Here is a 26,124-nt window from a genome sequence, read left to right on the forward strand (position 1 = left end):
TGCGTCACGGCATCCGGAACACCCGATCCAGGGACCAGCGCCCCGCACCTCGCCCCGCCAGGTACAGCAGCATCGCCGCCCACGACAGATGCGTCGGCCACGCCGACGGATAGACGAAACACTGGATCACCAGCGTCATTCCCAGCAGGGCAAGCGCCGACAGGCGCGTGAACAGGCCGAGCACGAGCAGCAGCGGGAACAGGTGTTCCGCATACGCGGCCATGTGAGCTGCGATGTCGGGCGGGATCCAGGGCAGGGCGTATTCGGTGCGGAACAGGTCGACGGCGCTGTCCGTCACGGTCAGGAAGCCCTCGACCTTGGTGCGGCCCGAGAGGAAGAAGATGGCAGCGATCGCGATGCGGCTCACCAGGGCCAGCAGGTCGTGCGGCGTGAGGTGGGTGAGGAGGTCCGCGAGGCGGCGGGATGATGGCAGGGGGATTGCGTTCATGGTTCGAGTCCTCGTGAAGAAAGTGATGCGGCTGCAAAGGCGCCTTGTTCGAGCAGCAGTGCCAAGGTGGCGGCCAGGTCGCAATCGGGTTCCTCGGCGAGCGCGGCAGAGGCGGCGTCCGCCAGGGCATGGCCTTTCGCACACGCGGTGAGCAGCGCCACACCGCCCGCGGTGAGGCCGCACCACTGCACGTCCAACGCCGGCCGGGTCAGCAACACGCCCTCGCCTTGCCAGGCGATGTCGCCGAGGTCCGTGTCAACGCCCCACTCACGGTTGTGCGACCAGAGGGTGGCGATGGGGAGCCGGGGATGCCACGACCACCGTGCGGCGGGATGGGGAACGAGCCGACAGCCGCCGAGTGCGTCGGGGGCGAGCCCCACGAGCGCATCGGCCCGCAAGGCGTCGGCATCGGCCGCGGCGAAGCTCTCGACCCAGAGCTGGTCGAGCGAGGCGACACCTTCGAGGTAGGGCAGGTCGGCTGCCGGTCCGAAGCGCCCGAGGAACGCCGGGAACCCGCCGCCATACGCGAACAAGCGCGGATCACGCGGCGGCTCCTCGGCCACGTACAGGGCCGCCACCGAACGGAACCAGTCGCGCCCGACCAGCCGCACCACGGCCGGAAAGTTCGCTTCGAGCGCGTCGATGCAGCCCTTCACCACGGTGTTGCGGTACACGGCCATGGCGGGATCCCCCGTGGCACCTTGCAACGTCTTCACGAAGCCCTGATGGAATGCGGCATGGGTCATGGCAGCGCCTCCACCCGAACCGCGATTTCACGTTCGGCCAGCAACGTGTGGAACGCAGGCACCTGGTCGTCCCGCTCGATCAAGGTGGGCACCGGCCCGGTGCGCGTCAACAGGTGCCGATACAGGCCCCACACCTCGGGCGACACGAGCGCATCGTGCGAGTCGATCAACAACGGCGTGTGCGCATCCGGGCTGTGCCCGGCCAGATGGACCTCCATCAGGTGCGACACCGGAAACGCATCGAGGTACGCCACGGCATCCCCTCCGAGGTTGTGCGCCGACACGAACACGTTGTTCACGTCCAGCAGCAGCCCGCACCCCGTGCGCACTGCCAGCTCGCGCAGGAAGTCGACCTCGCTCCACTCGTGCCCGTCGAGCGCGAGGTAGTGCGACGGGTTCTCGATGGCGATGCGACGCCCGAGCGCCTGCTGCGTGAGCTCGATGTTCGCGGCCATGCGGTGCAATGCCTCGGTGGTGCGCGGGAACGGCAGCAGGTCCGGGAAGTACACCCCGCCACGACGCGACCACGCCAGGTGCTCGGACACCAGCACCGGCTCGATGCGCCGCACGAGTGCAGCCAGCCGTTGCAGGTGCGCAGCGTCCGGCGGCCCGTCGCCCGCGAGCGACAGCGCCACCCCGTGCAGCGAGATGGGGTGGCACGACCGGATCCGCTCCAGCCACGCCAGCCGCGGCCCACCGGCCACCATGTAGTTCTCGGCATGCACCTCGAACCACAGGCCGTCGGCGCGTGCGCGCTCGGCCTCCTCGAAGTGCTGCGGCTTCAGGCTCACGCCTGCGGTGAGTTTCATGATGACCGGCGGCAACGCGGCTCAGGACTTCGGCGGGGTCAGGCTGCCCATGCCCTTCGGCGTCTTGATCGACGTGCACGTGCCGGCGGGCACGTTCTTCCAGGCGTTGGGCTGGTAGTCCACCTTGGATGTGCCCGCGCAGCTGGTGCCGGCGCCCGCGGCGCAGTCGTTCTTGCCGGCCATGGACACGCCGTAGCATTTCTCCATCTTGGCGGCCTTGTCGTCGGCCATGGGCTTGTCGGCGGCGAGCGCGGCGCCGGCGGAGAGCGCGGCGAGGGCGAAGGTGGTGATGGCAAGGGTACGGTTCGACATGGTTCGCTCCTGATGAGGTTGAAGACCGGCCGGCATGGCGCGGTCGTTTCCTAGTTCGCCGGAAGGGCCCCACGGGTTACACAATGCGGGGGTAATCTTTTTCTTCGTCGTGCTGTAACCGGCGGCCTGCCCGCACCGAATTCCTCCATGAAGATCCGATGACACTCCAACAGGTCGAAGCCGAGCTGGTCAGCTTGTTCCTCCGCGGCCTCGACGGAGACGCACAGGCGTATCACGCGTTCCTGAAGCGCATGAGCGGTCACCTGCGCGCCTTCGTCGGCCGGCGCCTGTTCGGCTGGCCCGACGATGTCGAAGACCTTGTCCAGGAATGCCTTCTCGCCATGCACCACCAGCGCCACACCTACCAACGCGGCCAGCCCCTGACGGCCTGGGTGCACGCCATCGCCCGCTACAAGCTGATCGACGTGCTGCGGGCGAAGTCGGGGCGCGAGGCGCTGCACGAGCCGCTCGACGATGAACTCGAGGTGTTCGCCGCGTCGGACCACGAGGCGAGCGACGCCAGGCGGGACCTCGACGGTCTGCTCGAAGCCCTGCCGGACAAACAGCGCCTGCCCATCCGCATGGTGAAGCTCGAGGGTCTGTCGGTGGCCGAGACGGCCCGGGCGACGGGCCTGTCGGAGTCTGCGGTGAAGGTGGGCATCCACCGGGGCCTGAAGGCCCTGGCAGCCCGATTGAGGACGTCATCATGAAAACCGACCAGCTGCTGGACCTGCTCGCGGCCGACACCCGCGTGGTGCCGCCGAACGCCGCGACCCGCCGCCTCGCGCTGGCCGTGCTGGCGGGGCTGCCGCTCTCGCTGGCGATCGTGGCCTTGGACTACGGCATCCGCCGCGACCTGGCCCAGGTGGCGCAGGTGCCGATGTTCTGGGTGAAGCTCCTGTTCCCGGCGCTGCTCGCCATGGCGGCCTTCGTGGGAACACAGCGGCTCGCGCGCCCCGGGGTGAACGCGGGGCGCCCCGTGGCGTTCGGCATGGCGCTGCCGGTGCTGGCCGTGTGGACGCTCGCGCTCGTGGCCTGGTGGCTGGCCCCGGCGGCGGAACGCCCGGCCCTGCTGTGGGGCCAGACCTGGCGCAGCTGCGCGTTCAGCATCGGCTTCATTGCGCTGCCGGTGCTGGTGTCCTCGATGCTGGCCTTGAAGTCCCTGGCCCCCACCCGGCCCGCGTGGGCTGGCGCCGCGGCCGGCGCGCTCGCCGGCGGTGCCGGCGCGGCGGTGTACGCCTTGCACTGCCCGGAACTGACGGCGCCCTTCCTTGCCGTGTGGTACGTGCTGGGCATGGCGTTGCCCACGGTGGCGGGTGCGGCGATCGGGAGCCGGTGGCTGAGGTGGTGACGGGGCGTTCCCGGTCGATCAGTCGTCATCTCCCAGCTTGTACTGATTCGCCAACTGCACCTGCTGATTCGGCGGCACCGGGTCGTAGTGGCTCAGCTGCAGCGTGTACCGCCCATCCCCACCCGTGAGTCCATTGAGTTGCGTCTGGTAGGTCACCAGCTCCGCCAGCGGCGCCTCCCCCGACACGACGATGCTCCCGTCGATCAAGGTCTGCGTCCCGCTGATCTGCCCGCGCCGCGACGCCAGGTCGCCCGTGATGCCCCCGAGGCTCGGCTCCCGCGCCGTGATCTCCACCTTCACCACCGGTTCCAGCACGATGGGCTGCGCCTTCAGCACCGCATCGATGCACGCCTTGCGGCCCGCGACGACGAAGGCGATCTCCTTCGAGTCCACGCTGTGCGACTTCCCGTCGTGCACCGTGACCCGCAGGTCGTGGACCGGGTAACCCGCCAACACACCCGCGTCCAGCGCCTGCCGAACGCCTTTCTCCACTGCAGGAATGAACTGCCCCGGGATCGCCCCGCCACGCACCGCATCGACGAACTGGAACCCCTCGCCACGCGACAACGGCTCCACCCGCAGGAAGACCTCGCCGAACTGCCCGGCGCCACCCGTCTGCTTCTTGTGCCGGTGGTGCCCCTCGGCCATCGACGTGATCGTTTCCCGATAGGCGATGCGCGGCGGCCGTGTGTCGACATCGCACTTGTGCACCTCCTTCATCCGCTCGATCAGCGTCCGCAGGTGCAGCTCCCCGAGCCCGTAGACGATGGTCTCGTTCGTCGCCACCACGTGTTCCAGCCGCAGGCACGGATCCTCGTCGACCAGCTTCTGCAGGATCTCCCACACCCGCTGCTCGTCCCCCCGCCGCTTCGGCGCGATGGCGAGCCCGTGCACGGGCACCGGAAAGGGCAGCGGCTTGAGATGCAGGTGATCGTCCTCCGCCGCATCGTGCAGCACGGCATCGAAGTGCAGGTCATCCACCTTCGCCACGGCACAGAGATCCCCCGGCACGCCCCGAGGCACCTCCACATGCTCCTTCCCCTGCAGCATGAACAGGTGCCCCACCTTGAACGGCTTGCGCCCGTCGCCGATGTAGAGAAGGCTGTCCCGCGTGACGGTGCCCTGGTGGATGCGGAACACCCCCATCTTGCCGACGTACGGGTCGTTGGTGACCTTGAAGACGTGGGCGATGACGTGCCGGTCCGGGTCGGGCGCTGCGGGGATGGGAGCGGCGTCCGAACCCTCGCCCTTGAGGAACTGCGGCGGATTCCCTTCGGTGGGATTGGGCAGCAGCCGCTCGATCACGTCGAGCAGCTCTCCCACGCCGGCCCCCGTGCGGGACGACACGAAGCAAATCGGCACCAGGTGCCCCTCGCGCAGCGCCTGCTCCAGCGGCGCGTGCAGCTCGCGCGGATCCACGTCCCCATCGTTTAGGTACCGGTCGACGAACCCGGCATCCACCTCCACCACCTGCTCGACCAGGGCACGGTGTGCAGCCGACACCGATGAAAACTGCGGCGCGAGAGACGGATCGTCCTCCGCATTGAAGAAGCAGTCGACCACCGATGACCCATCGCGTGACGGCAGGTTCAACGGCAGGCACTCCTTCCCGAACGCCACCTGCAGCTGCTCGACGAGCCCGCCGCAGTCCACCTCCTGCCCGTCGATCTTGTTGACCACGATGAGCCGGCACAGCCCGCGCTGCCCCGCCCAGTCCATCATGCGCAGCGCCATCTGCTCGATGCCGGTCTGCGCGTTGATGACGATGGCGGCGGTGTCCACGGCTTCCAGCGCCGACAGCGCATGCCCCGCGAAGTCCGCATACCCGGGCGTGTCGATCAGGTGGATCAACGCGTCGCCATGCTGGAAGTGCACCAGCGATGCCTGCAGGGAGTGCAGCAGGCGCCGTTCCATGGGATCGTGGTCGGTGACGGTGGAGCCCCGTTCGACGGACCCCGCTGCGCCGATGGCGCCTGAACGGGCCAGCAGGGCTTCGGCGAGGCTCGTCTTGCCGGTGGCCGTCTGCCCGACGAGGGCGACGGTTCGGATGCGGGCCAGGCCCTCTGTGTTGGAACTCGACATGCCGACGGCCTCCGTGCATTGCGCAACTGGCGGGAAGGATCCGGATCGAGTCCTCGCGCGGTGCGCACGCCACGGCGGGGGCTACAGCCGCCAGCCTACGGGAACCGCCGTCGCGCGGCAAGGCGGGGTTCCATGACGGCATCCCGCGAATGCGGCTTCCGGTCGGGCCACGATCGCGCGATCATCGGAGGCTTGCGGAGCCCCACCCACCCAGCCCCGGACCACCCCATGATCGCCCCCGCCACCCGCGACCTCCTGCTGAGCAGCTACCCCATGCTGCGCGACCTGCCCCCGGTCACCCTCGACGACCTGCTGGCCAACGCCATGCACATGAAGGTGCCCGCCGGCGCGATGATGTTCGACGAGAACCAGCCCTGCATGGGCTTCCCGCTGCTGCTGTCGGGCAGCGCCCGCGTGATCAAGGCGGCGCCCAACGGCCGCGAGCTGCACCTGTACTACGTGCTGCCGGGCGAGGCCTGCATCCTCACCAGCAGCTGCCTGCTCGGCAAGTCGCACTACCAGGCCCGTTGCCTCGTGGTGGAGGACCTGGAGCTGGTGGTGCTGCCCGCCGGCACGTTCCGGGCGCTGTTCTCCACGAGCGATTCGTTCCGCGAACACGTGTTCAGCCGCTTCTCCGAGCGCCTGTCGGACCTGCTGCAGCTGGTGTCGGCCGTGACGTTCCAGAAGCTCGACCAGCGCCTGGCCGCGTCGCTCGCCGCGAAACCCACACCCATCCGCACCACCCACCAGGCGCTGGCCGACGAACTGGGCAGCGTGCGGGAGATCGTCAGCCGCCTGCTGAAGAACTTCGCCGACCAGGGCTGGGTGCGCCTGGGCCGGGAACAGATCGACGTGGTGGATGGGCCGGCCCTGCGGCGGCTCGCTACACTCGAAGCAGCCTAGGGTTTACCCGATCGCCACTGCGTAACGTTCATCACAGACCCACCCGGATGGCGGAGCGACACTCCGTCCATCCCAACCTCACCCGAAGGAGTTGCACCATGTCCCTCCGCATCAACGACGTCGCCCCGAATTTCACCGCCCAGACCACCCAGGGCAGCATCGATTTCCACACCTGGATCGGCGACCAGTGGGCCTGCCTGTTCTCCCACCCGAAGGACTTCACGCCGGTGTGCACCACCGAGCTGGGCTACATGGCCCGCATCGAACCCGAGTTCACGAAGCGCAACTGCAAGCTGATCGGCCTGTCGGTCGACCCGGTGGACAGCCACGGCAAGTGGGTGGCCGACATCGAGGAGACGCAGGGTTCGAAGGTCAACTACCCGATGATCGGTGACACCGACCTGGCCGTCGCCAAGCTCTACAACATGCTGCCGGCCGACGAGGCGGGTTCGTCCGAGGGCCGCACGGCCGCCACCAACGCCACGGTGCGTTCGGTGTTCATCATCGGCCCGGACAAGAAGATCAAGCTGATGCTCACCTACCCGATGACCACCGGCCGCAATTTCGACGAGATCCTGCGCGTGCTCGACTCCATGCAGCTCACCGCGAAGCACAAGGTGGCCACGCCGGTGAACTGGAAGAACGGCGACGACGTGATCATCACGCCGGCGGTGTCGAACGAAGAGGCCGAGAAGTCGTTCCCGGGCTTCAAGACCATCAAGCCGTACCTGCGCACGACCAAGCAGCCCACCTGATCCCGGGGGCGGGATATCCCGCACGGCCGCTTAAAATTCCGGGTTTACCGGAAGTTGAGCAGTTCGATCATGACGGGAAACAAGTGGGGCCGCACGCTGGCCATGTCCGTGGCCGCGTGGTTCGCGGTGACCTCGGCGGCACATGCCGCCGTGGATGGCGCCGGGGCCTCGTTCCCGTCGAAGGTCTACCAGAAGTGGGCGGAAACCTTCGAGAAGCGCACCGGCGTGCCGGTGCGCTACAAGCCCACGGGCTCGGGTGACGGCGTCAAGCAGATCACCGCCCGCGCCGTGCAGTTCGGCGGCAGCGACTCCCCGCTGACCGCCGACGAACTCCAGAAGCGCAAGCTGGTGCAGGTGCCCATGCTCGTGGGCGGCATCGTGCCGGTGGTCAACCTGCCGGGCGTCGCGAACCAGCGCCTGCAGCTCACCGGCGAGGTGCTCGCGGCCATCATGGCCGGGCAGGTCACGCAGTGGAACGACCCGCGCATCACCTCGCTGAACGCGGGCCTCACGCTGCCGTCCACCGCCATCAAGCGCGTGGTGCGCGGCGACAAGTCCGGCACCACCGACGGCTTCACACGCTACCTCGCCAAGGCCATGCCGTCGTTCGAACGCGACGTGGGCGTGGGCCAGAGCCCCAACTGGCCGGGCACCGTCGACAAGGCCGACGGCAACGACGGCATGGTCAAGGCCCTGAAGGCCGCGCCGGGCACCATCGCCTACGTGAGCTACGACCGCGCCGAGCGCGACAACCTCGTCACCGTGAAGCTGCGCAATGCCGCCGGCAACTGGGTGGCGGCGTCCGAGGCCGGCTTCCGCGCGGCCATCCAGGAGAGCGACGTGGCCCGCAAGGGCGACGACGTGGCGTCCATCATGGACCGCCCCGGTGTCACCGCTTGGCCCATCACGATGACCAGCTTCGTGCTGTTCGACGCGTCCCCCGCGAAGGGCGACGACGCGCTGCCCGCGTTGCGTTTCCTCTACTGGTGCTTCATGCACGGCGACGACCTGACCCGCGGCACCGGCTTCGCGCCGCTGCCCGTGATCCTGCAGGCCCGCCTCGCCGCCCGCTTCGCCGTGGTGAAGGCGCAGGACGGCAAGGTGCTCGACTACGTGTCGAAGTGAGCTGATCCCGAGGTGCTGAGCCTCGCCCGAACGAGCTTTCGATTCGCCAGGGCGGAGACAGATGCTGGGGCCAGCGCAGGTTCGGGTGAGTCCCGCAAGGTTTTGCGCATGACCTTCATGCTGTCGTGCGCCTCGCGGTACCGCGGTTCGATCTGACTGGCCACCGCCAACCGGCCCTGAAGCGGTCGCAACGACGCGTCATCCGACGGGGCCGTGAACATTGCCGACCAGTCCGTCCAGATGCGCTGTACCAGCTGAGGTCGCACCTCCATGCAGCTTTTGTGGAGCAGCACGCCGGTCACGAGCCTCCGGCCGCCTGGGCGGTGGCAGCGGTCGTGGTGGTACCGGAAACCGTGCCGATGGATGATCTGCTTCACGGCCCACAGGAAGGACGGTGTCGCCTTCGCTCCCGAGAAGCTGAGATCGTCCACGTAGGTGCTGAAGCGGATGTCTTCTTCCCGGGCGGTCCGGTCAAGGTCGTCCAGCAGCGGCTGCGCGACGAGGAAGGCCAGTTGGAGGCTGCAATGGCCGCCAAGAGGCACGTGGCCGTTCGTGGTGTTCAGTCGCGTTAGCAGCGTCGCGATCTCGGGCTCGCACTGCATGCGTTGCCAGAAGAAGTGGAATACCTTGGCGTCAGTCACCTGAACGAAGAACGCCTTCAGATCGATCTGGCACAGCCAAGCGCCATCCCGATGGACGGTGGCGTTGGTCAGGTTGGAGCGTCCGGGCACGCCCGAGTGAAGGTAGTCCGGCAGGGGGATGAAACTGAGGAGGTGCTGGATCCTGCGCTGGACCGCGCCCAGCGCTCGGCAGGGCCTGTTCACGGTCCGCAGCTTTCCGCCGGTCTCCATTTGCAGGGCGGTGTAGTTGTCGCGAGCGCGTGCGATTCGCCACAACGATGGAAGTGGCGTGGCAACCAGCTCAGCGAGTTCACGTGGGTCGGAGATGCCGAAGAGGGGGCTCTGTTCGAGCTCCGTCTGGTTCCCAGACTGGGCCATGCGAATCCTCGGGGTCATCTCCAATCAACTCCTTCAGGATCTCCCAAGCCGCCTTGATCACGACCAGGCACTTTCCAAGCAGCTTGACGTACGCCGCGCACTTGGCGATCCAGTTGACCTTCGATCCCTGCCGCCGACTCGGGCGTCTTTTCCGTCGGGCCATGATGACCCTCCTTTGCCGAAACGGGCCTCGCACCATGCGAGACCTCTCGCCATGTTTCGACTGAGAGTGGACGGCAGCAGTTGAGCCCCCGCGTTCGCTGTTGCACCCAACTCGCACGGGAGCGGGCCGCCCCTGGAGGCGCGACCCATACCGCAGAGTTTTCTTTCAGCCCCGGGTTCTTCCGGAGCCGCCTTCACTAACTGGCGAGTGCTCTCTTCGCCCAAGCGACATGGAGGATAGGGTGCCCGGCCGAACTTGGTACGGGCAATAACCCGTGTTCGCGTCGACCGGTTCTACCGATGCTTGTGTCTGAGGCGTGTTGGCGCTCAAACGATCGCGGTCATCCCGGCGAACGCCGGGATCCACTACTGGCGCAGCCTCCGATGGCCTGGTCTGATAGCGCCCTCGTCGGGTGCCTTCGGACATCGCCCGGGAATCGACATCAAGTCGGCACGATCTGGTCGACCAGCCCCGACGCTGAGCACAGTGGATCCCGGCGTTCGCCGGGATGACGGGCGTTTTCAGTTCACGTCATTCTTCCAGGGCGATCGTGAACAGACCGAGAGGGCCTCAGGCCGCCGACCCCACCCGCGCCAGATCGATGTCCCGCGTCTCGCGCAGCGCCAGCAGCGCCCCGAGCGTCAGCACGCCGTTGACGGCCATGTACAGCCCCACGCCCCACAGCCCGTAGCTCTTGTTGAGCTCGAGCGCCACGAGCGTGGGCACCGAGGCGCCGACGATGGCGCCGAAGTTGTAGGCGAGCGAGGCGCCGGAGTAACGCACTTCGGTCGGGAACAGTTCGGGCAGCAGCGCGGCCATCGGGCCGAAGGTGAAGCCCATCAGGCCGAGGCCGACGATGACGAACAGCAGCACGGTCCAGGCGCCTGCGCCGCCGAGGAACGAGGGCATGCTCAGGCCGAACACCATGATGGCGAGGGTCACGCCGATCAGCCAGTTGCGGCGGCCGTAGCGGTCGGCCAGCACGCCGCCCAGACTCGTGCAGATGCCGAAGACGATGGCGCCGATCAGCAGGATGCCGGTGAAGGTGTTCGCGGGGATGCCGAGGCCCAGTGCGTGGCCGGCCGGGGACGAGGCCACCGGGCTCTTCGAGTAGACCTGCACGAAGGCGGTCATCAGGTAGAACAGCACGTAGGTGGTGGTCATGATCAGCGTGCCCTGCAGCACCTGCGCGCCGTACTGGCGCAGCACCGAGCTCACCGGCGCGTGCAGCTTCTTGCCGGCCTTCTCCACGTCCTTGAAGACCTGGCTCTCGTGCAGGTTCAGGCGCACGTAGAGGCCCACTGCCACCAGCACGAACGACAGCAGGAACGGGATGCGCCAGCCCCAGGCCACCATGGCCTCGTGGCCGAGGAAGTAGCTCACCAGGAAGAAGGCGGCGTTCGCGGCGAAGAGGCCGATGGGCGCGCCCAGCTGCGGGAAGCTGCCGAACCAGCCGCGTTTGCCTTCCGGCGCGTTTTCAGTGGCGACCAGTGCGGCGCCGCCCCACTCACCGCCGAGGCCGATGCCCTGGCCGATGCGGAACACGCACAGCAGGATCGGCGCCCACAGGCCGATGGTGTCGTAGCTCGGCAGCAGGCCGATGGCCACCGTCGAGATGCCCATGGTCAGCAGCGAGGCCACCAGCGTGGCCTTGCGGCCGATGCGGTCGCCGAAGTGGCCGAACAGGGCCGAGCCGATGGGGCGGGCGAGGAAGGCGAGGGCGAGCGTGGACAGCGACAGCAGCACCGCGGCCGAGGCGTCGGCCTTCGGGAAGAACTGCGTGTTGAACACCAGCACCGCGGCGGCGGCGTAGATGTAGTAGTCGTAGAACTCGATGGCCGTGCCCACGAGCGAGGCGATGGCCACCTGGCGCGGCGAGTTGCGCGGCGGCGTGGCGGGGAGGGTTGAAGCAGAAGACATGACGACCTTGCGGGTCCGGGTGCCCGGGGGCACCGACCCGATGAACGCTGGCGAACAGCAGGAAAGGGAAACAGGCCGGGCACGTGCGCGCGCCGGCCGGCAGTCGTGGTCCACGGGGTTCGGCGCCAGGCAGGGCTGTTGGCCCCCGCCGCCGGCTGGCCGGACACCACGGGGTGGGGTGCCGGGAGCCGCGTCACACCCTGGTATTTTCCCTGACTCGGCGATTTTTCGCCGGGACGGGGTCTCCGGAGCGAGAGATCCGTCCGCAAAACAACCTGTCACCCCGGCGCAGGCCGGGGCCGTGGGCGCTTCGGGTCAAGCCCAAGGTCCCGGCCTGCGCCGGGATGACGGGTGTTTCAAGGGGTCACGTGGGACCGATCGGACATTCGTCCAATGGCGCCAAAACCCCCCCGAAACGACAGTAGAGGCTCTTCAACACACCTCTGTCAGGACCCGCCATGCAAGCCACCCGCCTCGCCCTCGCCGCCCTCGCTCTCGGCGCCGCCTTCACCGCCGGCGCCGCCACCCCGGCCACGCCCAAGCCCAGCGTCGTGATCGTCCACGGCGCTTTCGCCGACGGTTCGGACTGGGCCAAGGTCATCCCGCTGCTGCAGGCCAAGGGCGTGGACGTGGTCGCCGTGCAGAACCCGCTGTCCTCGCTGAAGGACGACGTGGACGCCGCCAAGCGCGCCATCGACGCCCAGCCCGGCAAGGTCGTGCTGGTGGGCCACTCGTGGGGCGGCACCGTGATCACCGAGGCGGGCGCCAATGACAAGGTCTCGTCGCTCGTCTACGTGGCCGCCTTCGCGCCGGACGCCGGCCAGTCCGTGGGCGACCTGGGCCAGGGCTACCCGAAGCCGGCCGGCCTCGCGCACCTGCAGGCCGACGCCGCAGGCTGGCTGCGCCTCACCCAGGAAGGCATGACGAAACACTTCGCCCAGGACCTGCCCGCGAAGCAGACCGCCGTGATGACCGCCACCCAGGGCCCGATCTTCGGCGAGGCCTTCGGCCAGAAGGTGTCCACCGCCGCCTGGAAGGGCAAGCCGTCGTGGTACGTGGTGACGAACGCCGACCACATGATCCCGCCGGCGCAGCAGCGTGACATGGCCCAGCGCATCGGTGCCAAGGTCACCACGCTGGAGGCCAGCCACGTGCCGCAGCAGTCTCAGCCGGCGAAGGTGGCCGCGGTGATCCTGGACGCCGTGAACGCGGCGAAGTAAGGTGCGGGCCGGTCCGATCCCCGGACCGGCCTCCCAACGCCCCCGCCCCGTGTCCCCAGATTCCCGCATCCCCGTCTTCGACGCCATCAAGGCGCTCGCCTTCGTCGGCGACCTCAGCATGGGCCAGCCCGTCGACCACTCGGTCCGCACCGCCTGGCTCGCCGCCCGCCTGGCCGCGGCCTCGGGCGCGTCCCCGGAAGCCCAGGGACATGCCGCCTGCGCCGCGCTGCTGCGCTGGTCGGGCTGCACCGCCAACGCCCCCGAGTTCGCCACGCTGCTGGGCGACGACGTGGGCGGCCGGCGGGCGATGCTCGCCCAGGCCTCGGCCCAGGCGGCCGCGGCCTTCGCCCGTTCGGTGGGGCCGCTCGCGGAGATCCACTGCGAGGTGTCCGGCGACATCGCCCACCGGCTGGGGCTGCCGCCCGAGGTGGAGGCGCCCCTGCGCCACATCTTCGAGGCGTACGACGGCACCGGCAAGCCGGCCGGGCTGCCGGCGGCGCAGATCCCCGAGGCGGTGTTCGTGGTCACGATCGCGGGGGATCTCGAGATCTTCTCGCGCACGCACGGCCTGCACGACGCGCTGCTGCTCATCGGCGAACGTGCCGACGCGCGCTACCCCGCACGGCTCGCCGACCTGGCCCGCGAGCATGCGGCCGACTGGCTCCACGCGCTGGACCAGGGCGCCGCGGGCGACCTGCAGCCGCCGTCGGCCGCGCTCGCGGACACGTCCGCCCCGCTCGAACTGATCGCCGACGTGATCGACCTGAAGCTGCCATGGCTCACCGGCTTCTCGCGCCGCGTGGCCGAGGCCGCCGCCACCTGCGCCGCGGGCCTGGGCCTGGATGAAGCCGGCCAGCACCGCATCCGCCGCGCCGCGCTGATCCACGGCATCGGCCGCGCGTCGGTGCCCAACACCGTGTGGGAGCTGCCCGTCGTGCGCAACGAGGCCGACGTGGAGCGCCTGCGCCTCGTGCCGTACTGGACCGAGCGGGCGGCCCGCCGCATCGAGGCGCTGAAGGCCGAGGCGGATGTGGCGTCGTACGTCGACGAACGCCTCGACGGCTCGGGCTGCTTCCGCGGCGCGAAGGGCGCGGCCATCGGCACCGAGGCGCGGGTGCTGTCCGCGGCCGCGCACTGGACCTGGCTGCGCACGGACCGTCCCGCCCACCCGGCCCTGGGCGCGGAGGAGGCCGCGAACGCCCTGCGCGACGAGGCGGCCCAGGGGCGCTTCGACGCCGACGTGGTGGCGGTGCTGACGGGCGGTGCCGCCCCGGCCCCCGCGGCGCCCGCACCCACGCTGCTGTCCGCCCGCGAGGTGGGGGTGCTCCGCCGCATCAGCCTCGGCGACAGCAACAAGGAAGCCGCCCGCGTGCTCGAGATCAGCCCGAGCACCGTGCGCGCGCACCTGGAGAACATCTTCCGCAAGCTCGAATGCTCGACGCGTGCGGCGGCCACGCTGAAGGCGATGACGCTCGGCCTGCTCTGATCAGGAGACGCGGCAGGCCGCCACCGCGGCCCCCTGCTCGAACACGAACTCGCGGAAGGCGGCGTTGACGCCGGTGAGCACCGTGTCGCGCCGCTGCACCACGCACCAGTCGATGTGCTTGGGCATGTCGACCACGTCGAGCACCACCATCAGCCCGGCCGCCAGTTCCACCTGGAACGCGTGCGCGGACAGGAAGCTGATGCCCATGCCGCACATCACGGCCTGCTTGATGGTCTCGTTGCCCGCGAGTTCCATGCCCACGCGCACCTGGATCGACTGGGACTGCAGCAGGTGCTCGAAGAACTGCCGCGTGGCCGAGCCGCTCTCGCGGAAGATGAAGTGTTCGTCGCGCAGGTCGCCCCACCCGAGCTTGCGGCGCCTGGCCAGCGGGTGGTCGGGCGGCGCGACGATGCAGTGCGGATGGCGGGCGAAGCTCTGCGCCTCCACGTCCGCCTCCGACGGCGGGTAGCCGGTGATCGCGAGGTCGAGCCGGTGCTCCTGCAGCATCGCCAGCACCTCGTGCCGCTTGGCCACGGTGAGCTTCAGGCGCACCTCCGGGTGGCGCCGGTGGAACTCGTTCAGCAGGCGCGGCGCGAAGTAGTGGGCGGTGGACACCACACCCAGGTGCAGCAGCCCGCGCGCCCCCCGGGGCCCGGCGCCGGACTCGTTCGGATCGGCCTCGTACAGCGCCATCGCGTCCTCGGCCGCCCGCGCCTGGGCCAGGATCATCCGGGCGTGCTGCAGCAGTTCCTGCCCGGCCTCGGTCAGGCGCTGGCGCTGCGGGCGTTCGAACAGCACGGTGCCCAGGTCGGTCTCCAGCTGGCGCAGCTGCATCGACACCGCCGGTTGGCTCATCCCGAGCTGGTCGGCCGCGCGCGAAAAGCTGCCGCAGCTGGCGATGGTCTCGAAAATCCGCAGGTGGCGCAGGTTCAGGTTCTTCATCGGACGCGTCGTCGGTTCAGGACTTTCCCGCAGGCGCAAGCCGGTGAAACGGGCCTACCGTGGGGGGCGGACGCTTCCCGGGCATCGAAGCACTGCAACATCAGAGTTCTCTGATGGGTTTCATCAGAGTCTATCAATTGCTCCTGAAGGGTGGGCTGCCTACAGTCCGCTCCCATGAACACCCCGACGCCCTCCTCCAAGCCCTTCCCGCGGTGGGACGACGCCCGCGCCGCCACGCTCGACGAACCCGGTCTGCTGCTGTACCGGTCGAACCTCCTCGGGTCCGACCTGCGCATCACCAACTACGGGGGCGGCAACACCTCGGCGAAGGTCATGCAGCGCGACCCGCTGACCGGTGAACAGGTCGAGGTGCTGTGGGTCAAAGGCTCGGGCGGCGACGTGGGCTCGATGAAGCTCGATGGCTTCTCCACCCTCTACATGGACAAGCTGCGCGCCCTGAAGGGCCTGTACCGCGGCCTCGCCCACGAGGACGAGATGGTGGGTTACCTGCCGCACTGCACCTTCAACCTCAACGGCCGCGCGGCGTCCATCGACACGCCGCTGCATTCGTCGCTGCCGTACACGCACGTGGACCACATGCACCCCGACGCGGTGATCGCCATCGCCGCGATGGCCCGCTCCGAGGCCATCACGAAGCAGGTGTTCGAGGGCACGGTGGGCTGGATGCCGTGGCTGCGTCCCGGCTATGAGCTGGGCCAGCAGCTGGCCGCCTACGACAAGGCGCACCCGGGCCTGCGCGGCATCGTGCTGGGCGGCCACGGGCTCTTCAGCTGGGGCGACACCTCCAAGGCGTGTTTCGAGAACACGGTGGACCTGATCGAACGCGCCCAGTCGTGGCTGGCCCAGGAACGGGCGGCCCGCAAGGTGCAGGTGTTCGGCGGGCAGGTGGTCGACACGCTGGCGGCGGACGATGCCCGCACCACGCTCGCCCGGGTGCTGCCGGTGCTGCGCGGCCTGTCGGCCGAGGGCGCGCCGAAGCTGCTGCACGTCAACACGTCGCCCGAGGTGCTGGAGTTCGTGAACTCCGCCGACCTGGAACCGCTGGCCGTGCTGGGCACCTCGTGCCCCGACCACTTCCTGCGCACGAAGATCCGCCCGCTGGTGGTACCCCAGTCGGTGTACCGCCTCGAGGGCGCCGCGCTGCGCACCGCCTTGCAGTCCCTGCTGACCGGCTACCGCGCCGACTACAGCGCGTACTACGAGCGCAACAAGCGCCCCACGAGCCCGCCGCTGCGCGACCCGAACCCGGTCGTCGTCCTGTTGCCGCGCATTGGCATGGTCACCATCGCGAAGGACAAGGCCACCGCCCGCATCGCCGGCGAGTTCTACGTCAACGCGATCAACGTGATGCGCGAGGCGAATGCGGTCGACCGCTACGTGGGCCTGCCCGAACAGGAGGCGTTCGACATCGAGTACTGGTTGCTGGAGGAAGCCAAGCTGCAGCGGATGCCCAAGCCGAAGCCCATGGTGGGCAAGGTGGGCCTCGTCACCGGCGGCGCGGGCGGCATCGGCCAGGCGATCGCCCGGCGGCTGCTGGCCGACGGGGGCTGCGTGGTGCTGGCCGACATCGACGCCGAGGCGCTCGCCACCGTGGGCACCGACCTCGCGAAAGCGTACGGCGCCGACCACGTGCGCGGCGTGCGCTGCGACGTGACCGACGAGGCGAGCGTGATGGCCGCGTTCGAGTCGGCGGCCGTCGAGTTCGGCGGCATCGACGTGCTGGTCAGCAACGCCGGCATCGCCTCGGCCGCGCCGCTGGAAGACACCAGCCTCGAACTGTGGAACCGCAACCAGGACATCCTCGCCAAGGGCTACTTCCTGGTGGGCCGCGAGGCCTTCCGGCAGATGAAGGCGCAGGGCACGGGCGGGTCCATCGTGATGATTGCCAGCAAGAACGGCATGGTGGCCAGCAACCAGGCCACTGCCTACTGCGCGGCCAAGGCGGCCGAGATCCAGCTGAGCCGCAGCTTCGCGCTCGAAGGGGCACCGCTCGGCATCCGCTCCAACGTCGTCAACCCCGACGCCGTGATCCGCGGCTCGAAGATCTGGACCGGCAAGTGGAGCGAGGAACGCGCCGCGGCCAACAAGATCGGCGAGGGCGATCTGGAAGCCTTCTACCGCGACCGCTCCATGCTCAAGCGCAGCGTGTACCCGGAGGACATCGCCGAGGCCACGTACTTCCTCGCCGCCGAACACCTGAGCGCCAAGAGCACCGGCAACATCCTCAACGTTGACGCCGGCAACCTCGCCGCGTTCACGCGCTGACCGAACGGACACCACCATGACCACCGGCATCGACGCGGCCTTCATCGCCGCACGCAACGACGCGCTGCGGCGCGACCTGGCGCACGACTACGAACACCTGGGCGACCAGCTCGCCCGGCGCGGCATCGACCTGGAGCACGTGCGCGCGCAGGTCGCCACCTTCGGCGTGGCCATCCCCAGCTGGGGCGTGGGTACCGGCGGCACGCGCTTCGCGCGGTTCCCCGGCCCGGGCGAGCCGCGCCACGTGTTCGACAAGCTGCAGGACTGCGGCGTGATCCAGCAGCTGGCGCGCGCCACGCCCACGGTCTCGCTGCACATCCCCTGGGACAAGTGCACCGACTGGTCGGAGCTTCGCGGCCAGGCCGCATCGCTCGGCCTCGCGTTCGACGCGATGAACTCGAACACCTTCTCCGACCAGCCCGGCCAGCCGCGCAGCTACAAGTTCGGCAGCCTCACCCACACCGACGCCGCCACGCGCGCGCAGGCCGTGGCCCACAACCTCGAGTGCATCGACATCGGCCGGAAGCTCGGCAGCAAGGCACTCACCGTGTGGGTGGGCGACGGCAGCAACTTCCCCGGCCAGCACCATTTCCGCCGCGCCTTCGACCGCTACCTGGAGAGCACCCGCCAGATCTACGCCGCGCTGCCGGACGACTGGCGCATGTTCCTCGAACACAAGATCTGCGAGCCGGCCTTCTACAGCACCGTGATCCAGGACTGGGGCAGCAGCTACCTCGCCGCGTCCGCCCTCGGCCCGAAGGCGCAGTGCCTCGTGGACCTGGGCCACCACGCCCCCAACGTCAACATCGAGCTGATCGTGGCCCGGCTGATCGCCGCGGGCAAGCTCGCCGGCTTCCATTTCAACGACAGCAAGTACGGCGACGACGACCTCGATGCCGGCAGCGTGTCGCCGTACCGCCTGTTCCTCGTGTTCAACGAACTGGTGGCCGCCGCCCACGAACGGGCGCCCGGGTTCGACCCGGCCTACATGCTCGACCAGAGCCACAACGTCACCGACCCCATCGAGAGCCTGATGACCAGCGCCGCCCAGGTGCAGCGCAGCTACGCGCAGGCCCTGCTGGTGGACCGCGATGCGCTCGACGCCGCCCAGGAGGCCAACGACGCGATGACGGCCACCCACCTGCTCAAGGCCGCCTTCCAGACCGACGTGACCCCGCTGCTGCAGCGCGTGCGCGCCGACGCCGGCGGCGCCATCGACCCGGTGGCCACGTACCGCGCGAGCGGTTACCGCCGCCAGGTGGCCGAGGCCCGGCCGGCCGCCCTGTCGGGCGGCGGCGGCATCGTCTGACCCTTCCCAGGTTCCACCCCGCGTCGCGGTTTGCGGCGCTTCACGCCACTGAGAGAGACACCATGAAAACAACGCGCTTGAACCTGCTCGCCGTCGCTGTGCTGTCGCTGGGCCTGGCCGGCCCCTCGGCCGCCGCCGACAAGATCGCCCTCGTGGTCAAGAGCCTCGGCAACGGCTTCTTCGACGCCGCCCACCAGGGCGCGCTGGACGCCGCCAAGGAGCTCAAGGACGTCGAGATCGTCTACACCGGCCCCGCCAAGCCCACGGCCGAAGGCCAGATCGAGATCATCAACTCGCTGATCGCGCAGAACGTCAAGGCGATCGTGATCTCCGCGAACGACCCCGACGCACTCGTGCCGGTGACGAAGAAGGCCATGGCGCGCGGCATCAAGGTCATCTCGTTCGACTCCGCCGTGCGCAAGGACGGCCGGCTGATGCACCTCGCGCCGTCGAACAACGCGCTGATCGGCGAGAAGCTCGTGAAGATGGCCGAACAGGTGGCGGGCAAGACGGGCGAGATCGCCGTGCTGTCGGCCACGGCCCAGGCCACGAACCAGAACACGTGGATCGCCGAGATGAAGAAGACGCTCGCGCAGCCGGCCTACAGCGGCCTGAAGCTCGTGAGCGTGGTGTACGGCGACGACCAGACCGACAAGAGCTACCGCGAGGCGCAGGGCCTGTTCAAGAGCTACCCGAACCTGAAGGCCATCGTCGCGCCCACCACGGTCGGCATCGCCGCGGCCGGCAAGGCGGTGGTCGACGAGAAGCGCGTGGGCCAGGTGTACGTCACCGGCCTCGGCCTGCCGTCGGAGATGGCCGGCCACGTCAAGAGCGGCGCGGTGAAGTCATTCGCGATCTGGAACCCGATCGACCTCGGCTACTCGTCCATCTACGCCGCACACGCCTTCGTCAAGGGCACCGTGAAGGGCACGAAGGGTGAAAAGATCTCGCTCGGCCGCGTGGGCTCGGCGACACTCGACGAGAACAACGAGGCCGCGATGGCCGAGCCGTTCACGTACGACGCCAGCAACGTCGAACAATTCGCCAAGGTGTTCTGAGCTTTCGGGAAAAGACGCCCATGACCGCTGCCGCCCCGACGCCGTGGCTTTCGCTGCGCGGCATCCACAAGCGATTCGGCCCCACCCACGCCCTGCGGGGCGTGGACCTCGACCTCGTGCCGGGGGAGGCGCTGGCGCTGATCGGTGAAAACGGGGCCGGCAAGTCCACCCTCGTGAAGACGCTCACCGGGGTGCACGCCCCCGACGACGGCGAGATCCTCGTCGAGGGCCGGCCGTGCCGGTTCCCGCGCGCCTGCGACGCGCAGGCCGCGGGCATCGTCGCGGTGCACCAGGAAACCGTGATGTTCGAGGAGCTGACCGCGGCCGAGAACATCTTCATCGGCCGGCAGCCGATGCGCGGGACGGGCCCGTTCCAGTGGATCGACTGGGCGCGCATGAACCGCGAGGCCCAGGCCGCGCTCGACCGCGTGGGCGCGGGCTTCGCCGCCACCACGCCGGTGCGCCAGCTGAGCCTCGCGCAGCGCCACCTGATCGAGATCGCCCGCGCGCTGTCGCAGGACGCGCGGGTGGTGATCCTCGACGAACCCACGGCGGCGCTGTCGCAGCAGGAGATCCGCGAGTTCTACGGCCTCGTGCGCGGCCTGAAGGCCCAGGGGGTCGCGGTGCTGTTCATCACGCACAAGTTCGACGAGGTGTTCGCCGTGTGCGACCGCTACGTCGTGCTGCGCGACGGCGCGTCGGTGGGGCAGGGCGCCATCGCCGAGGCCGACGAACCGTCGCTCGTGAAGCTGATGGCCGGCCGCGCCATCGAACACGTCTACCCGCCCATCGCCGACCAGCGCGGCGAGGTGGTGATGCGCGTGGCGGGCCTGTCGCACCCCACCGAGTTCGCCGACGTGGGCTTCGAGCTGCGCCAGGGCGAGATCCTCGGCTTCTACGGCCTCATCGGGGCGGGACGCAGCGAGGCGATGCTCGCGTTGATGGGCCTGAAGCCCGAGGCCCGGGGCGACGTGGAGGTGGCGGGCCGGCGGCTCGACATCCGCCAGCCCGCCGATGCCATCACCGCCGGCCTCGCCTACGTGCCCGAGGAGCGCCAGCGCCAGGGCGGCATCCTCGGCTTCTCGGTGCGGCACAACATCAGCCTGGCCGGCCTCGCCGGGCGGGGACGCTGCGAGACCCCGCTGTCGCGCGGCCACTGGCTGTCGCCCGCGCGGGAGGAGTCGTTCGCCGCGGGCCTGATCGACCGGCTGCGCATCCGCACCGCCGACCAGCACACGCCGATGTCGGGCCTGTCCGGCGGCAACCAGCAGAAGGTCGTGATCGCCAAGTGGCTGGGGCTGAACCCGCGCATCGTGATCCTCGACGAGCCCACGAAGGGCATCGACGTGGGCGCGAAGCAGGCCGTCTACCAGCTGATCGCCGAGATGGTGGCGCAGGGGCTCGCGGTGATCCTCGTGTCGTCCGAGTTGCCCGAGGTGATGCACCTCGCGCACCGCGTCGTCGTGATGAAGCGTGGCCGCGCGGTGGCCGAGTTCGCGCGCGGCGAGGCCGATGCGGAGATGCTGGTGGCGGCTGCATCCGGCCTCTCGCTGCCACCCCGTGAAGCGTCCGTGGCGCCGGTGTTCCACTTCCGCACGGAGCTGGCGGCATGACGAAGTCTTCATCGCCGTTGCGCCGCGAGTGGCTGCTGGTCGGCATCATCGTGCTGCTGGCGCTGGCCGTCGGTGCGCGGGCGCCGGTGTTCCTCACCTGGCGCAACGCCCTCGACATCGGGAACGACTCGGCCATCCTCGCCATCCTGGTGATGGGACAGATGCTGGTGCTGCTGACCCGGGGCGTGGACCTGTCGGTCGCGTCGAACCTCGCGCTCACCGGCATGCTGTGCGCGCTGGCCGCGAAGGCGTGGCCGGCCCTGCCGCTGCCGGTGCTCGTGATGCTGGCCTGTGCCATCGGCGCGGGGCTCGGCTTCGTGAACGGCTGGCTGATCATGCGCTTCCAGCTGCCGGCGATCGTCGTCACGCTGGGCACGATGTCGGCGTACCGCGGCGCCATCTTCGTGGCGAGCGGCGGCGCCTGGGTCAACGACCACCAGGTGCACCCGGCCATCAAGGGCCTGCCGCGCGACACGCTGCTGGGCCTGCCCATGCTGATCTGGTGTGCGGCGGCCGTCGTGGTGCTGGCGCTCGTGCTGCTGCGCTGGCGCCGCGAGGGCCGTGAGCTGTACGCGCTCGGCGGCAACCCGTCGGCGGCGCTGTATGCGGGCATCCCGGTGCCGCGGCGGCTGGTGATGGCGTACACGCTGTGCGGCGCGCTCGCCGGCCTGGCCGGGCTTCTGTGGGTGGGCCGGTATTCGATCGCGTTCACCGAACTCGCCGCGGGCTACGAACTCACCGTGATCGCCGCGTGCGTGATCGGGGGGGTGAGCATCGGCGGTGGCGTGGGCACCGTGTCCGGTGCCGTGCTGGGTGTGCTGTTCATCGGGGTCATCAACGGCGCGCTGCCGGTGATCCAGGTGTCGCCGTTCTGGCAGCAGGCCATCGCGGGTGCGGTGATCCTCGTGTCCGTGGTGCTGAACGCCCGCGCCGACCGTCACCGCGGCCGGCAGATCCTCGAGCGGCCGGCGGCCGCGATGCAAGGAGCCTCCGCATGAAGGCGCTCGACACCTGGGAACGTGTGCTGCTCGCGCTGATCGTCGCGGTGTACGTGGGCTTCGGCGCCGGCATCGACGGTTTCCTGTCGCCGTACGCGGTGGCCGACAGCACCTACAACGTCTCCGAGAAGGCGCTGATCGCGCTCGCGATGGCGCTGCTGGTGGTGGCCGGCGAGATCGACCTGTCCATCGCCGCCACCATGGCGCTCGCGTCGCTGGCCATGGGCTTCGCGATGAAGGCGGGCGCGCCGCTGCCGGTGATGCTCGCCGTCGCGGCGGTCACGGGGGCGGCCTGCGGCGCGCTCAACGGCTGGCTCGTCACGCGATGGAAGCTGCCGTCCATCGTGGTCACCATCGGCACGCTGTCGCTGTACCGGGGCCTGGCCCAGGTGGTGCTGGGCGACCAGGCCATCACCGGCTATCCCGAGACGCTGAGCACCTGGGGCAACGGCAGCGTGGGCGACGTGATCGGCGTGCCGTGGCTCATCGTGCCCATCGAGTTCGTGGTGCTGCTGGTGGCGGCGCTCGCGGTGGGCCTGTTCCTGCACCGCACCGTGCATGGCCGGCGCCTGTACGCGATCGGCGCGAACCCCGTGGCGTCGCGCTTCTCGGGCATCGCGGTGGACCGCTACCGCTTCGGCCTCTTCGTGTTCGCGGGCCTGATGGCGGCGCTGGCCGCGGTGCTGCTGACCGGCCGCATCGGCAGCACGCGGCCGAACCTCGCGATGGGCTGGGAGCTCGACGCGGTGACCATCGTGATCCTCGGCGGCGTGGCCATCGAGGGCGGGCGGGGCAGCATCGTGGGCACCGTGCTCGCGGCGGTGCTGCTCGGCAGCTTCACCTTCGCGCTGGGCATGCTCAACGTGTCGGGCATCGTCATGTCGATGATCGTGGGGGCGTTGCTGATCGGCGCCATGGTGCTGCCGCGCGGCGTGCGCCACCTGCGCACGAGGTTCGCATGAGCACCACGACCGAGAAGATCGCGTTCCGCATGTTCCTCAACCCGGGCGCGCAGGTCGAGTACCGGCGCCGCCACGCGGCCATCTGGCCCGAACTGGTGACGCTGCTGAAGGCGAGCGGCATCGAGGACTACAGCATCTACCTCGACGAGGCCCACGGCACGCTGTTCGCCGTGTTGCGCCGCGTGCCGGGCCACACGATGGACGACCTGCCGAAGCACCCCGTGATGCAGCGCTGGTGGCAGCACATGGCCGACCTGATGCGCACGAACCCCGACGGCTCACCGGTGGTCGAACGGCTGCCGCTGATGTTCCACCTCGCATGACACTCGACCACACGCTGGTCGTCGACATCGGCAAGAGCAACGCGCGGGTGCTGGTGCTCGATGCGGACGGCGTGGTCGCCGGGCAATCGACGCGCGCGAACGCCTCGGCCCCGGGACCGGGGTACTCCGCGCTCGGGGTCGGGATGTTGCAGTCGTGGCTGCTGGAGGCCGTGCCGCGGCTGCCGTCGCGCGAACGGGTGGGGCGGCTGATCGTCAGCACGCATGGGGCGGCGTTCTGCGCGGTCGACGACCGGGGCCTCGTGCTGCCCCCGATCGACTACGAGTGGGACGGCTATGGCGATCACCGTGCGACGTTCGAGGCCGGACTCGATCCGTTCGACCACACCGGCTCGCCGAACCTGCCGATGGGGCTCAACGCGGGTCTGCAGCTCCACTGGGTGAAGTCGGCCCGGCCCGACGACTGGGCGCGCATCCGCCACTGGCTGCCGTACCCGCAGTACTGGGCGTGGTGGCTCTCCGGCGTGGCGGCCAGCGAGGTGTCGTCGCTCGGGTGCCACACGCAGCTGTGGTCGCCGACGGAGGCCCGGTTCTCGCGATGGGCCGAACGGAGCGGCATCGCCGAACGGTTCGCGCCGGTGCGTCCCGCGTGGGACGTGCTGGGCCCGGTGACCCCCGCGATGGCCGACCGCCTCGGCCTGCCGGCGGTGTGCGAGGTGGTGTGCGGTGTGCACGACAGCAACGCCTGCCTCGCGCGGTACCTCGACACCCCGGGGGCGACGCTGCTCACCACCGGCACCTGGACCATCGCGATGGCCACCGGCGGGGGGCCGGTCGGCCTGGCCCCGGCGCGCGACGAACTCGTCAACGTTGCGGTCGACGGCCGCGCCGTGCCCACCGCCCGGTTCATGGGCGGACGCGAGTTCGAAGTGCTGTGCGCGGGGGCGTCCCCGGATGCGGCGACCGTCGACGCGCTCGCGGAGGTGGTGCACGCCGGCTGGCAGGCGCTGCCGGCCTTCGCGGACGCGGGCGGGCCGTGGCGCGGCCGGCAGGGCGCCGTCACGAAACACGGCGCCACGATGAAGCTGGCGGACGTGCCGGCCGCGCTGCGCCCCGCGCTCGCCGCCTGGTACTGCGCCGTCGTCAGCCACGACCGGGTGAGTGCGCTCGGGGAGCGCGGGCCGGTGATCGTCGAAGGACCGCTCGCACGCAACGCCGCGTTCACCACCGCGCTGTCGGCGCTGCTGGGCGACGGCCGGCCGCTGCAACGGAGCACCGACGCACTCGAAGGCACGGCACGCGGTGCGGCCCGCCTCGCCCGCTGGGAAGACCGGCACACGCGGGCGCCGGCGCTCGACACCCCACCCGCGGCCGGCGCTGCGCTGTCAGGCGACCTGCAACGCCACGCGGACGACTGGTCGGCCCGTCAGGCCCGGTCGACCTGAGCGGCCATCGCCGACCGCATCACCTCCACGAACCGCCGCAGCCGCGCGGGGTAGAAGCGGGCGTACGGGTACACGAGGTACACCGGCAGCGGTGCGGCGCGCCAGTCCGGCACCAGCTGCACCAGCCGGCCCTGGGCGATGTCGTCGTGCACGAGCCACGACGACGCGATGCAGACCCCGGCCCCGGCCAGCGCCGCGTTGCGCAGCGCGTAGAGGCTGTCGGTGCCCAGGCGTGGCCGTAGGCCCACGCGGTGGGTCTCGCCGGTGACGGCGTGGGTCAGCGTCACCTCGGTGCGGTAGTAGCTCTGCAGCGCGAGCCACGGCAGCTCGCCCAGCTCGGACGCATGGGTGGGCATCGTGCAGCCCACCACCACCGAGGGCGCGGCCACCACGATGCGCGGCACCTCCGACAGCTTGATGGCCACCAGCGACGGATCGGGTTCACCCACGAGGATGCCGCAGTCGATGCCCTCGGCCACGAACTCGGGCCGGCGGTCGTGCAGCAGCCATTCGACGTTGACCCGCGGGTGGGCGCGGAGGTACGCGACGAGTGGCTCGACGAGCAGCTGCTGGCCCAGTGCATGGGGTGCGATCACCCGCAGGTTGCCCTCGGGTTCGTCGCCCGCGCCGCGCAGGTCGGCCTCGAAGGACTGCCAGTCCGCCAGCAGTTCCTTGGCCCGGGCGAAGCAGCGTTCACCGTCCTCGGTCAGCTGCATGGTGTGGGTGGACCGGCGGATCAGCTTCAGCCCGAGCGACCGCTCGAGCGCCTGCAGCCGGCGGCTGACCGTGGGCTGGGTGGCACCCAGCTGGCTCGCCGCGGACGACAGGCTGCCGGCCTCGACGATGCGCACGAAGGTTTCCATCAGTGCGAGGCGGTCGGCGGAGGACGGGGGCAGGGACATGCCTACTTTA

Annotated in this window: 24 protein-coding genes; 15 read left to right on the forward strand and 9 right to left on the reverse strand. The window is 69.8% G+C overall.

Annotated features, from left to right (window positions below; all coding sequences use genetic code 11):
- Positions 1–4 precede the first annotated feature (4 nt).
- From A4W93_RS00130 to A4W93_RS00145, 4 genes are read right to left on the reverse strand one after another with little or no spacing between them, the layout of a single operon-like run.
- Positions 5–448: a DoxX family protein gene (locus A4W93_RS00130; protein WP_085748679.1), complete on the reverse strand. Its 444-nt coding sequence runs from the start codon at positions 446–448 to the stop codon at positions 5–7.
- The gene (locus A4W93_RS00135) at positions 445–1,194 is read right to left on the reverse strand and encodes an HvfC/BufC N-terminal domain-containing protein (RefSeq protein WP_085748680.1); all 750 of its coding nucleotides are present in this window, start codon (positions 1,192–1,194) and stop codon (positions 445–447) included. Before A4W93_RS00135 ends, A4W93_RS00130 begins: the two co-directional genes overlap by 4 nt.
- Positions 1,191–2,003 carry an MNIO family bufferin maturase gene (gene bufB, locus A4W93_RS00140; protein ID WP_085753984.1) on the reverse strand — a complete coding sequence of 271 codons (813 nt, stop codon included), beginning with the start codon at positions 2,001–2,003 and terminating at the stop codon, positions 1,191–1,193. The genes A4W93_RS00135 and bufB overlap by 4 nt, the downstream gene beginning before the upstream one ends.
- 21 nt (positions 2,004–2,024) lie before the next feature.
- On the reverse strand, positions 2,025–2,315 hold the full coding sequence (locus A4W93_RS00145) for a BufA1 family periplasmic bufferin-type metallophore (protein WP_085748681.1): 291 nt from the start codon (positions 2,313–2,315) through the stop codon (positions 2,025–2,027).
- 158 nt (positions 2,316–2,473) lie between these two features.
- On the opposite strand from A4W93_RS00145, the gene A4W93_RS00150 reads away from it, so the two are divergent.
- Both A4W93_RS00150 and A4W93_RS00155 read left to right on the forward strand, forming a co-directional pair.
- Positions 2,474–3,025, forward strand: a complete 552-nt coding sequence (locus A4W93_RS00150; RefSeq protein WP_085748682.1) for a sigma-70 family RNA polymerase sigma factor — start codon at positions 2,474–2,476, stop codon at positions 3,023–3,025.
- Positions 3,022–3,666 carry an NrsF family protein gene (locus tag A4W93_RS00155; protein ID WP_085748683.1) on the forward strand — a complete coding sequence of 215 codons (645 nt, stop codon included), beginning with the start codon at positions 3,022–3,024 and terminating at the stop codon, positions 3,664–3,666. Before A4W93_RS00150 ends, A4W93_RS00155 begins: the two co-directional genes overlap by 4 nt.
- Before the next feature lie 18 nt (positions 3,667–3,684).
- On the opposite strand, the gene fusA is transcribed toward A4W93_RS00155, so the two are convergent.
- Positions 3,685–5,748, reverse strand: a complete 2,064-nt coding sequence (gene fusA / locus A4W93_RS00160; protein WP_085748684.1) for an elongation factor G — start codon at positions 5,746–5,748, stop codon at positions 3,685–3,687.
- A 228-nt stretch (positions 5,749–5,976) separates the two neighbouring features.
- On the opposite strand from fusA, the gene A4W93_RS00165 reads away from it, so the two are divergent.
- The 3 genes from A4W93_RS00165 to pstS all read left to right on the forward strand — a co-directional run bounded on the left by A4W93_RS00165 (position 5,977) and on the right by pstS (position 8,531).
- Positions 5,977–6,651: a Crp/Fnr family transcriptional regulator gene (locus tag A4W93_RS00165; protein ID WP_085748685.1), complete on the forward strand. Its 675-nt coding sequence runs from the start codon at positions 5,977–5,979 to the stop codon at positions 6,649–6,651.
- A gap of 98 nt (positions 6,652–6,749) precedes the next feature.
- Positions 6,750–7,406: a peroxiredoxin gene (locus A4W93_RS00170; protein ID WP_085748686.1), complete on the forward strand. Its 657-nt coding sequence runs from the start codon at positions 6,750–6,752 to the stop codon at positions 7,404–7,406.
- A 69-nt stretch (positions 7,407–7,475) separates the two neighbouring features.
- Entirely contained in the window at positions 7,476–8,531 is a 1,056-nt protein-coding gene (gene pstS, locus A4W93_RS00175; protein ID WP_085748687.1) for a phosphate ABC transporter substrate-binding protein PstS, read from the forward strand.
- Here pstS and A4W93_RS00180 read toward each other — a convergent pair.
- Both A4W93_RS00180 and A4W93_RS00185 read right to left on the reverse strand, forming a co-directional pair.
- Entirely contained in the window at positions 8,516–9,529 is a 1,014-nt protein-coding gene (locus tag A4W93_RS00180; RefSeq protein ID WP_157782098.1) for a reverse transcriptase family protein, read from the reverse strand. The two genes, pstS and A4W93_RS00180, sit on opposite strands and share 16 nt — an antisense overlap.
- A gap of 733 nt (positions 9,530–10,262) precedes the next feature.
- Positions 10,263–11,612, reverse strand: coding sequence for an MFS transporter (locus A4W93_RS00185; protein ID WP_085748689.1), 1,350 nt, complete (start codon positions 11,610–11,612; stop codon positions 10,263–10,265).
- 458 nt (positions 11,613–12,070) lie between these two features.
- On the opposite strand from A4W93_RS00185, the gene A4W93_RS00190 reads away from it, so the two are divergent.
- On the forward strand, positions 12,071–12,832 hold the full coding sequence (locus tag A4W93_RS00190) for an alpha/beta fold hydrolase (protein WP_085748690.1): 762 nt from the start codon (positions 12,071–12,073) through the stop codon (positions 12,830–12,832).
- A 49-nt stretch (positions 12,833–12,881) separates the two neighbouring features.
- Positions 12,882–14,318 (forward strand): HD domain-containing phosphohydrolase, encoded by a 1,437-nt coding sequence (locus A4W93_RS00195; RefSeq protein WP_237357650.1) that lies wholly within the window; start codon positions 12,882–12,884, stop codon positions 14,316–14,318.
- On the opposite strand, the gene A4W93_RS00200 is transcribed toward A4W93_RS00195, so the two are convergent.
- On the reverse strand, positions 14,319–15,260 hold the full coding sequence (locus A4W93_RS00200) for a LysR family transcriptional regulator (protein WP_085748691.1): 942 nt from the start codon (positions 15,258–15,260) through the stop codon (positions 14,319–14,321). It lies immediately after the preceding gene.
- 174 nt (positions 15,261–15,434) lie between these two features.
- Between A4W93_RS00200 and A4W93_RS00205 the strand changes: the two genes are divergently transcribed.
- The 8 genes from A4W93_RS00205 (at position 15,435) to A4W93_RS00240 (ending at position 25,212) form a co-directional block, all read left to right on the forward strand.
- A complete protein-coding gene (locus tag A4W93_RS00205; RefSeq protein WP_085748692.1) occupies positions 15,435–17,546 on the forward strand; it encodes a bifunctional rhamnulose-1-phosphate aldolase/short-chain dehydrogenase in 2,112 nt (703 codons plus the stop codon).
- A gap of 16 nt (positions 17,547–17,562) precedes the next feature.
- Positions 17,563–18,855, forward strand: a complete 1,293-nt coding sequence (gene rhaI / locus A4W93_RS00210; RefSeq protein WP_085748693.1) for an L-rhamnose catabolism isomerase — start codon at positions 17,563–17,565, stop codon at positions 18,853–18,855.
- A 62-nt stretch (positions 18,856–18,917) separates the two neighbouring features.
- Positions 18,918–19,913: a rhamnose ABC transporter substrate-binding protein gene (gene rhaS / locus A4W93_RS00215; RefSeq protein ID WP_085748694.1), complete on the forward strand. Its 996-nt coding sequence runs from the start codon at positions 18,918–18,920 to the stop codon at positions 19,911–19,913.
- Between the two features lie 20 nt (positions 19,914–19,933).
- Entirely contained in the window at positions 19,934–21,526 is a 1,593-nt protein-coding gene (locus A4W93_RS00220; RefSeq protein ID WP_085748695.1) for a sugar ABC transporter ATP-binding protein, read from the forward strand.
- Positions 21,523–22,524 carry an ABC transporter permease gene (locus A4W93_RS00225; protein ID WP_085748696.1) on the forward strand — a complete coding sequence of 334 codons (1,002 nt, stop codon included), beginning with the start codon at positions 21,523–21,525 and terminating at the stop codon, positions 22,522–22,524. Before A4W93_RS00220 ends, A4W93_RS00225 begins: the two co-directional genes overlap by 4 nt.
- Positions 22,521–23,486 (forward strand): ABC transporter permease, encoded by a 966-nt coding sequence (locus A4W93_RS00230; protein WP_085748697.1) that lies wholly within the window; start codon positions 22,521–22,523, stop codon positions 23,484–23,486. Before A4W93_RS00225 ends, A4W93_RS00230 begins: the two co-directional genes overlap by 4 nt.
- Positions 23,483–23,809 carry an L-rhamnose mutarotase gene (gene rhaM, locus A4W93_RS00235; RefSeq protein ID WP_085748698.1) on the forward strand — a complete coding sequence of 109 codons (327 nt, stop codon included), beginning with the start codon at positions 23,483–23,485 and terminating at the stop codon, positions 23,807–23,809. The genes A4W93_RS00230 and rhaM overlap by 4 nt, the downstream gene beginning before the upstream one ends.
- Positions 23,806–25,212 carry an FGGY-family carbohydrate kinase gene (locus A4W93_RS00240; RefSeq protein ID WP_085748699.1) on the forward strand — a complete coding sequence of 469 codons (1,407 nt, stop codon included), beginning with the start codon at positions 23,806–23,808 and terminating at the stop codon, positions 25,210–25,212. Before rhaM ends, A4W93_RS00240 begins: the two co-directional genes overlap by 4 nt.
- Here A4W93_RS00240 and A4W93_RS00245 read toward each other — a convergent pair.
- Complete coding sequence (locus A4W93_RS00245; RefSeq protein WP_085748700.1) at positions 25,194–26,114, reverse strand: LysR family transcriptional regulator; 921 nt, start codon at positions 26,112–26,114, stop codon at positions 25,194–25,196. The genes A4W93_RS00240 and A4W93_RS00245 overlap by 19 nt on opposite strands.
- Between the last annotated feature and the right edge of the window lie 10 nt (positions 26,115–26,124).

This window comes from Piscinibacter gummiphilus (assembly GCF_002116905.1).
GTDB lineage: Bacteria > Pseudomonadota > Gammaproteobacteria > Burkholderiales > Burkholderiaceae_C > Rhizobacter > Rhizobacter gummiphilus.

Excerpts from the sequence above, each read along its gene's own strand:
- A4W93_RS00130 (WP_085748679.1), bottom strand. The coding sequence starts at position 448 with ATGAACGCAATCCCCCTGCCATCATCCCGCCGCCTCGCGGACCTCCTC.
- A4W93_RS00135 (WP_085748680.1), bottom strand. The coding sequence starts at position 1,194 with ATGACCCATGCCGCATTCCATCAGGGCTTCGTGAAGACGTTGCAAGGT.
- bufB (WP_085753984.1), bottom strand. The coding sequence starts at position 2,003 with ATGAAACTCACCGCAGGCGTGAGCCTGAAGCCGCAGCACTTCGAGGAG.
- A4W93_RS00145 (WP_085748681.1), bottom strand. The coding sequence starts at position 2,315 with ATGTCGAACCGTACCCTTGCCATCACCACCTTCGCCCTCGCCGCGCTC.
- A4W93_RS00150 (WP_085748682.1), top strand. The coding sequence starts at position 2,474 with ATGACACTCCAACAGGTCGAAGCCGAGCTGGTCAGCTTGTTCCTCCGC.
- A4W93_RS00155 (WP_085748683.1), top strand. The coding sequence starts at position 3,022 with ATGAAAACCGACCAGCTGCTGGACCTGCTCGCGGCCGACACCCGCGTG.
- fusA (WP_085748684.1), bottom strand. The coding sequence starts at position 5,748 with ATGTCGAGTTCCAACACAGAGGGCCTGGCCCGCATCCGAACCGTCGCC.
- A4W93_RS00165 (WP_085748685.1), top strand. The coding sequence starts at position 5,977 with ATGATCGCCCCCGCCACCCGCGACCTCCTGCTGAGCAGCTACCCCATG.
- A4W93_RS00170 (WP_085748686.1), top strand. The coding sequence starts at position 6,750 with ATGTCCCTCCGCATCAACGACGTCGCCCCGAATTTCACCGCCCAGACC.
- pstS (WP_085748687.1), top strand. The coding sequence starts at position 7,476 with ATGACGGGAAACAAGTGGGGCCGCACGCTGGCCATGTCCGTGGCCGCG.
- A4W93_RS00180 (WP_157782098.1), bottom strand. The coding sequence starts at position 9,529 with ATGGCCCAGTCTGGGAACCAGACGGAGCTCGAACAGAGCCCCCTCTTC.
- A4W93_RS00185 (WP_085748689.1), bottom strand. The coding sequence starts at position 11,612 with ATGTCTTCTGCTTCAACCCTCCCCGCCACGCCGCCGCGCAACTCGCCG.
- A4W93_RS00190 (WP_085748690.1), top strand. The coding sequence starts at position 12,071 with ATGCAAGCCACCCGCCTCGCCCTCGCCGCCCTCGCTCTCGGCGCCGCC.
- A4W93_RS00200 (WP_085748691.1), bottom strand. The coding sequence starts at position 15,260 with ATGAAGAACCTGAACCTGCGCCACCTGCGGATTTTCGAGACCATCGCC.
- A4W93_RS00205 (WP_085748692.1), top strand. The coding sequence starts at position 15,435 with ATGAACACCCCGACGCCCTCCTCCAAGCCCTTCCCGCGGTGGGACGAC.
- rhaI (WP_085748693.1), top strand. The coding sequence starts at position 17,563 with ATGACCACCGGCATCGACGCGGCCTTCATCGCCGCACGCAACGACGCG.
- rhaS (WP_085748694.1), top strand. The coding sequence starts at position 18,918 with ATGAAAACAACGCGCTTGAACCTGCTCGCCGTCGCTGTGCTGTCGCTG.
- A4W93_RS00220 (WP_085748695.1), top strand. The coding sequence starts at position 19,934 with ATGACCGCTGCCGCCCCGACGCCGTGGCTTTCGCTGCGCGGCATCCAC.
- A4W93_RS00225 (WP_085748696.1), top strand. The coding sequence starts at position 21,523 with ATGACGAAGTCTTCATCGCCGTTGCGCCGCGAGTGGCTGCTGGTCGGC.
- A4W93_RS00230 (WP_085748697.1), top strand. The coding sequence starts at position 22,521 with ATGAAGGCGCTCGACACCTGGGAACGTGTGCTGCTCGCGCTGATCGTC.
- rhaM (WP_085748698.1), top strand. The coding sequence starts at position 23,483 with ATGAGCACCACGACCGAGAAGATCGCGTTCCGCATGTTCCTCAACCCG.
- A4W93_RS00240 (WP_085748699.1), top strand. The coding sequence starts at position 23,806 with ATGACACTCGACCACACGCTGGTCGTCGACATCGGCAAGAGCAACGCG.
- A4W93_RS00245 (WP_085748700.1), bottom strand. The coding sequence starts at position 26,114 with ATGTCCCTGCCCCCGTCCTCCGCCGACCGCCTCGCACTGATGGAAACC.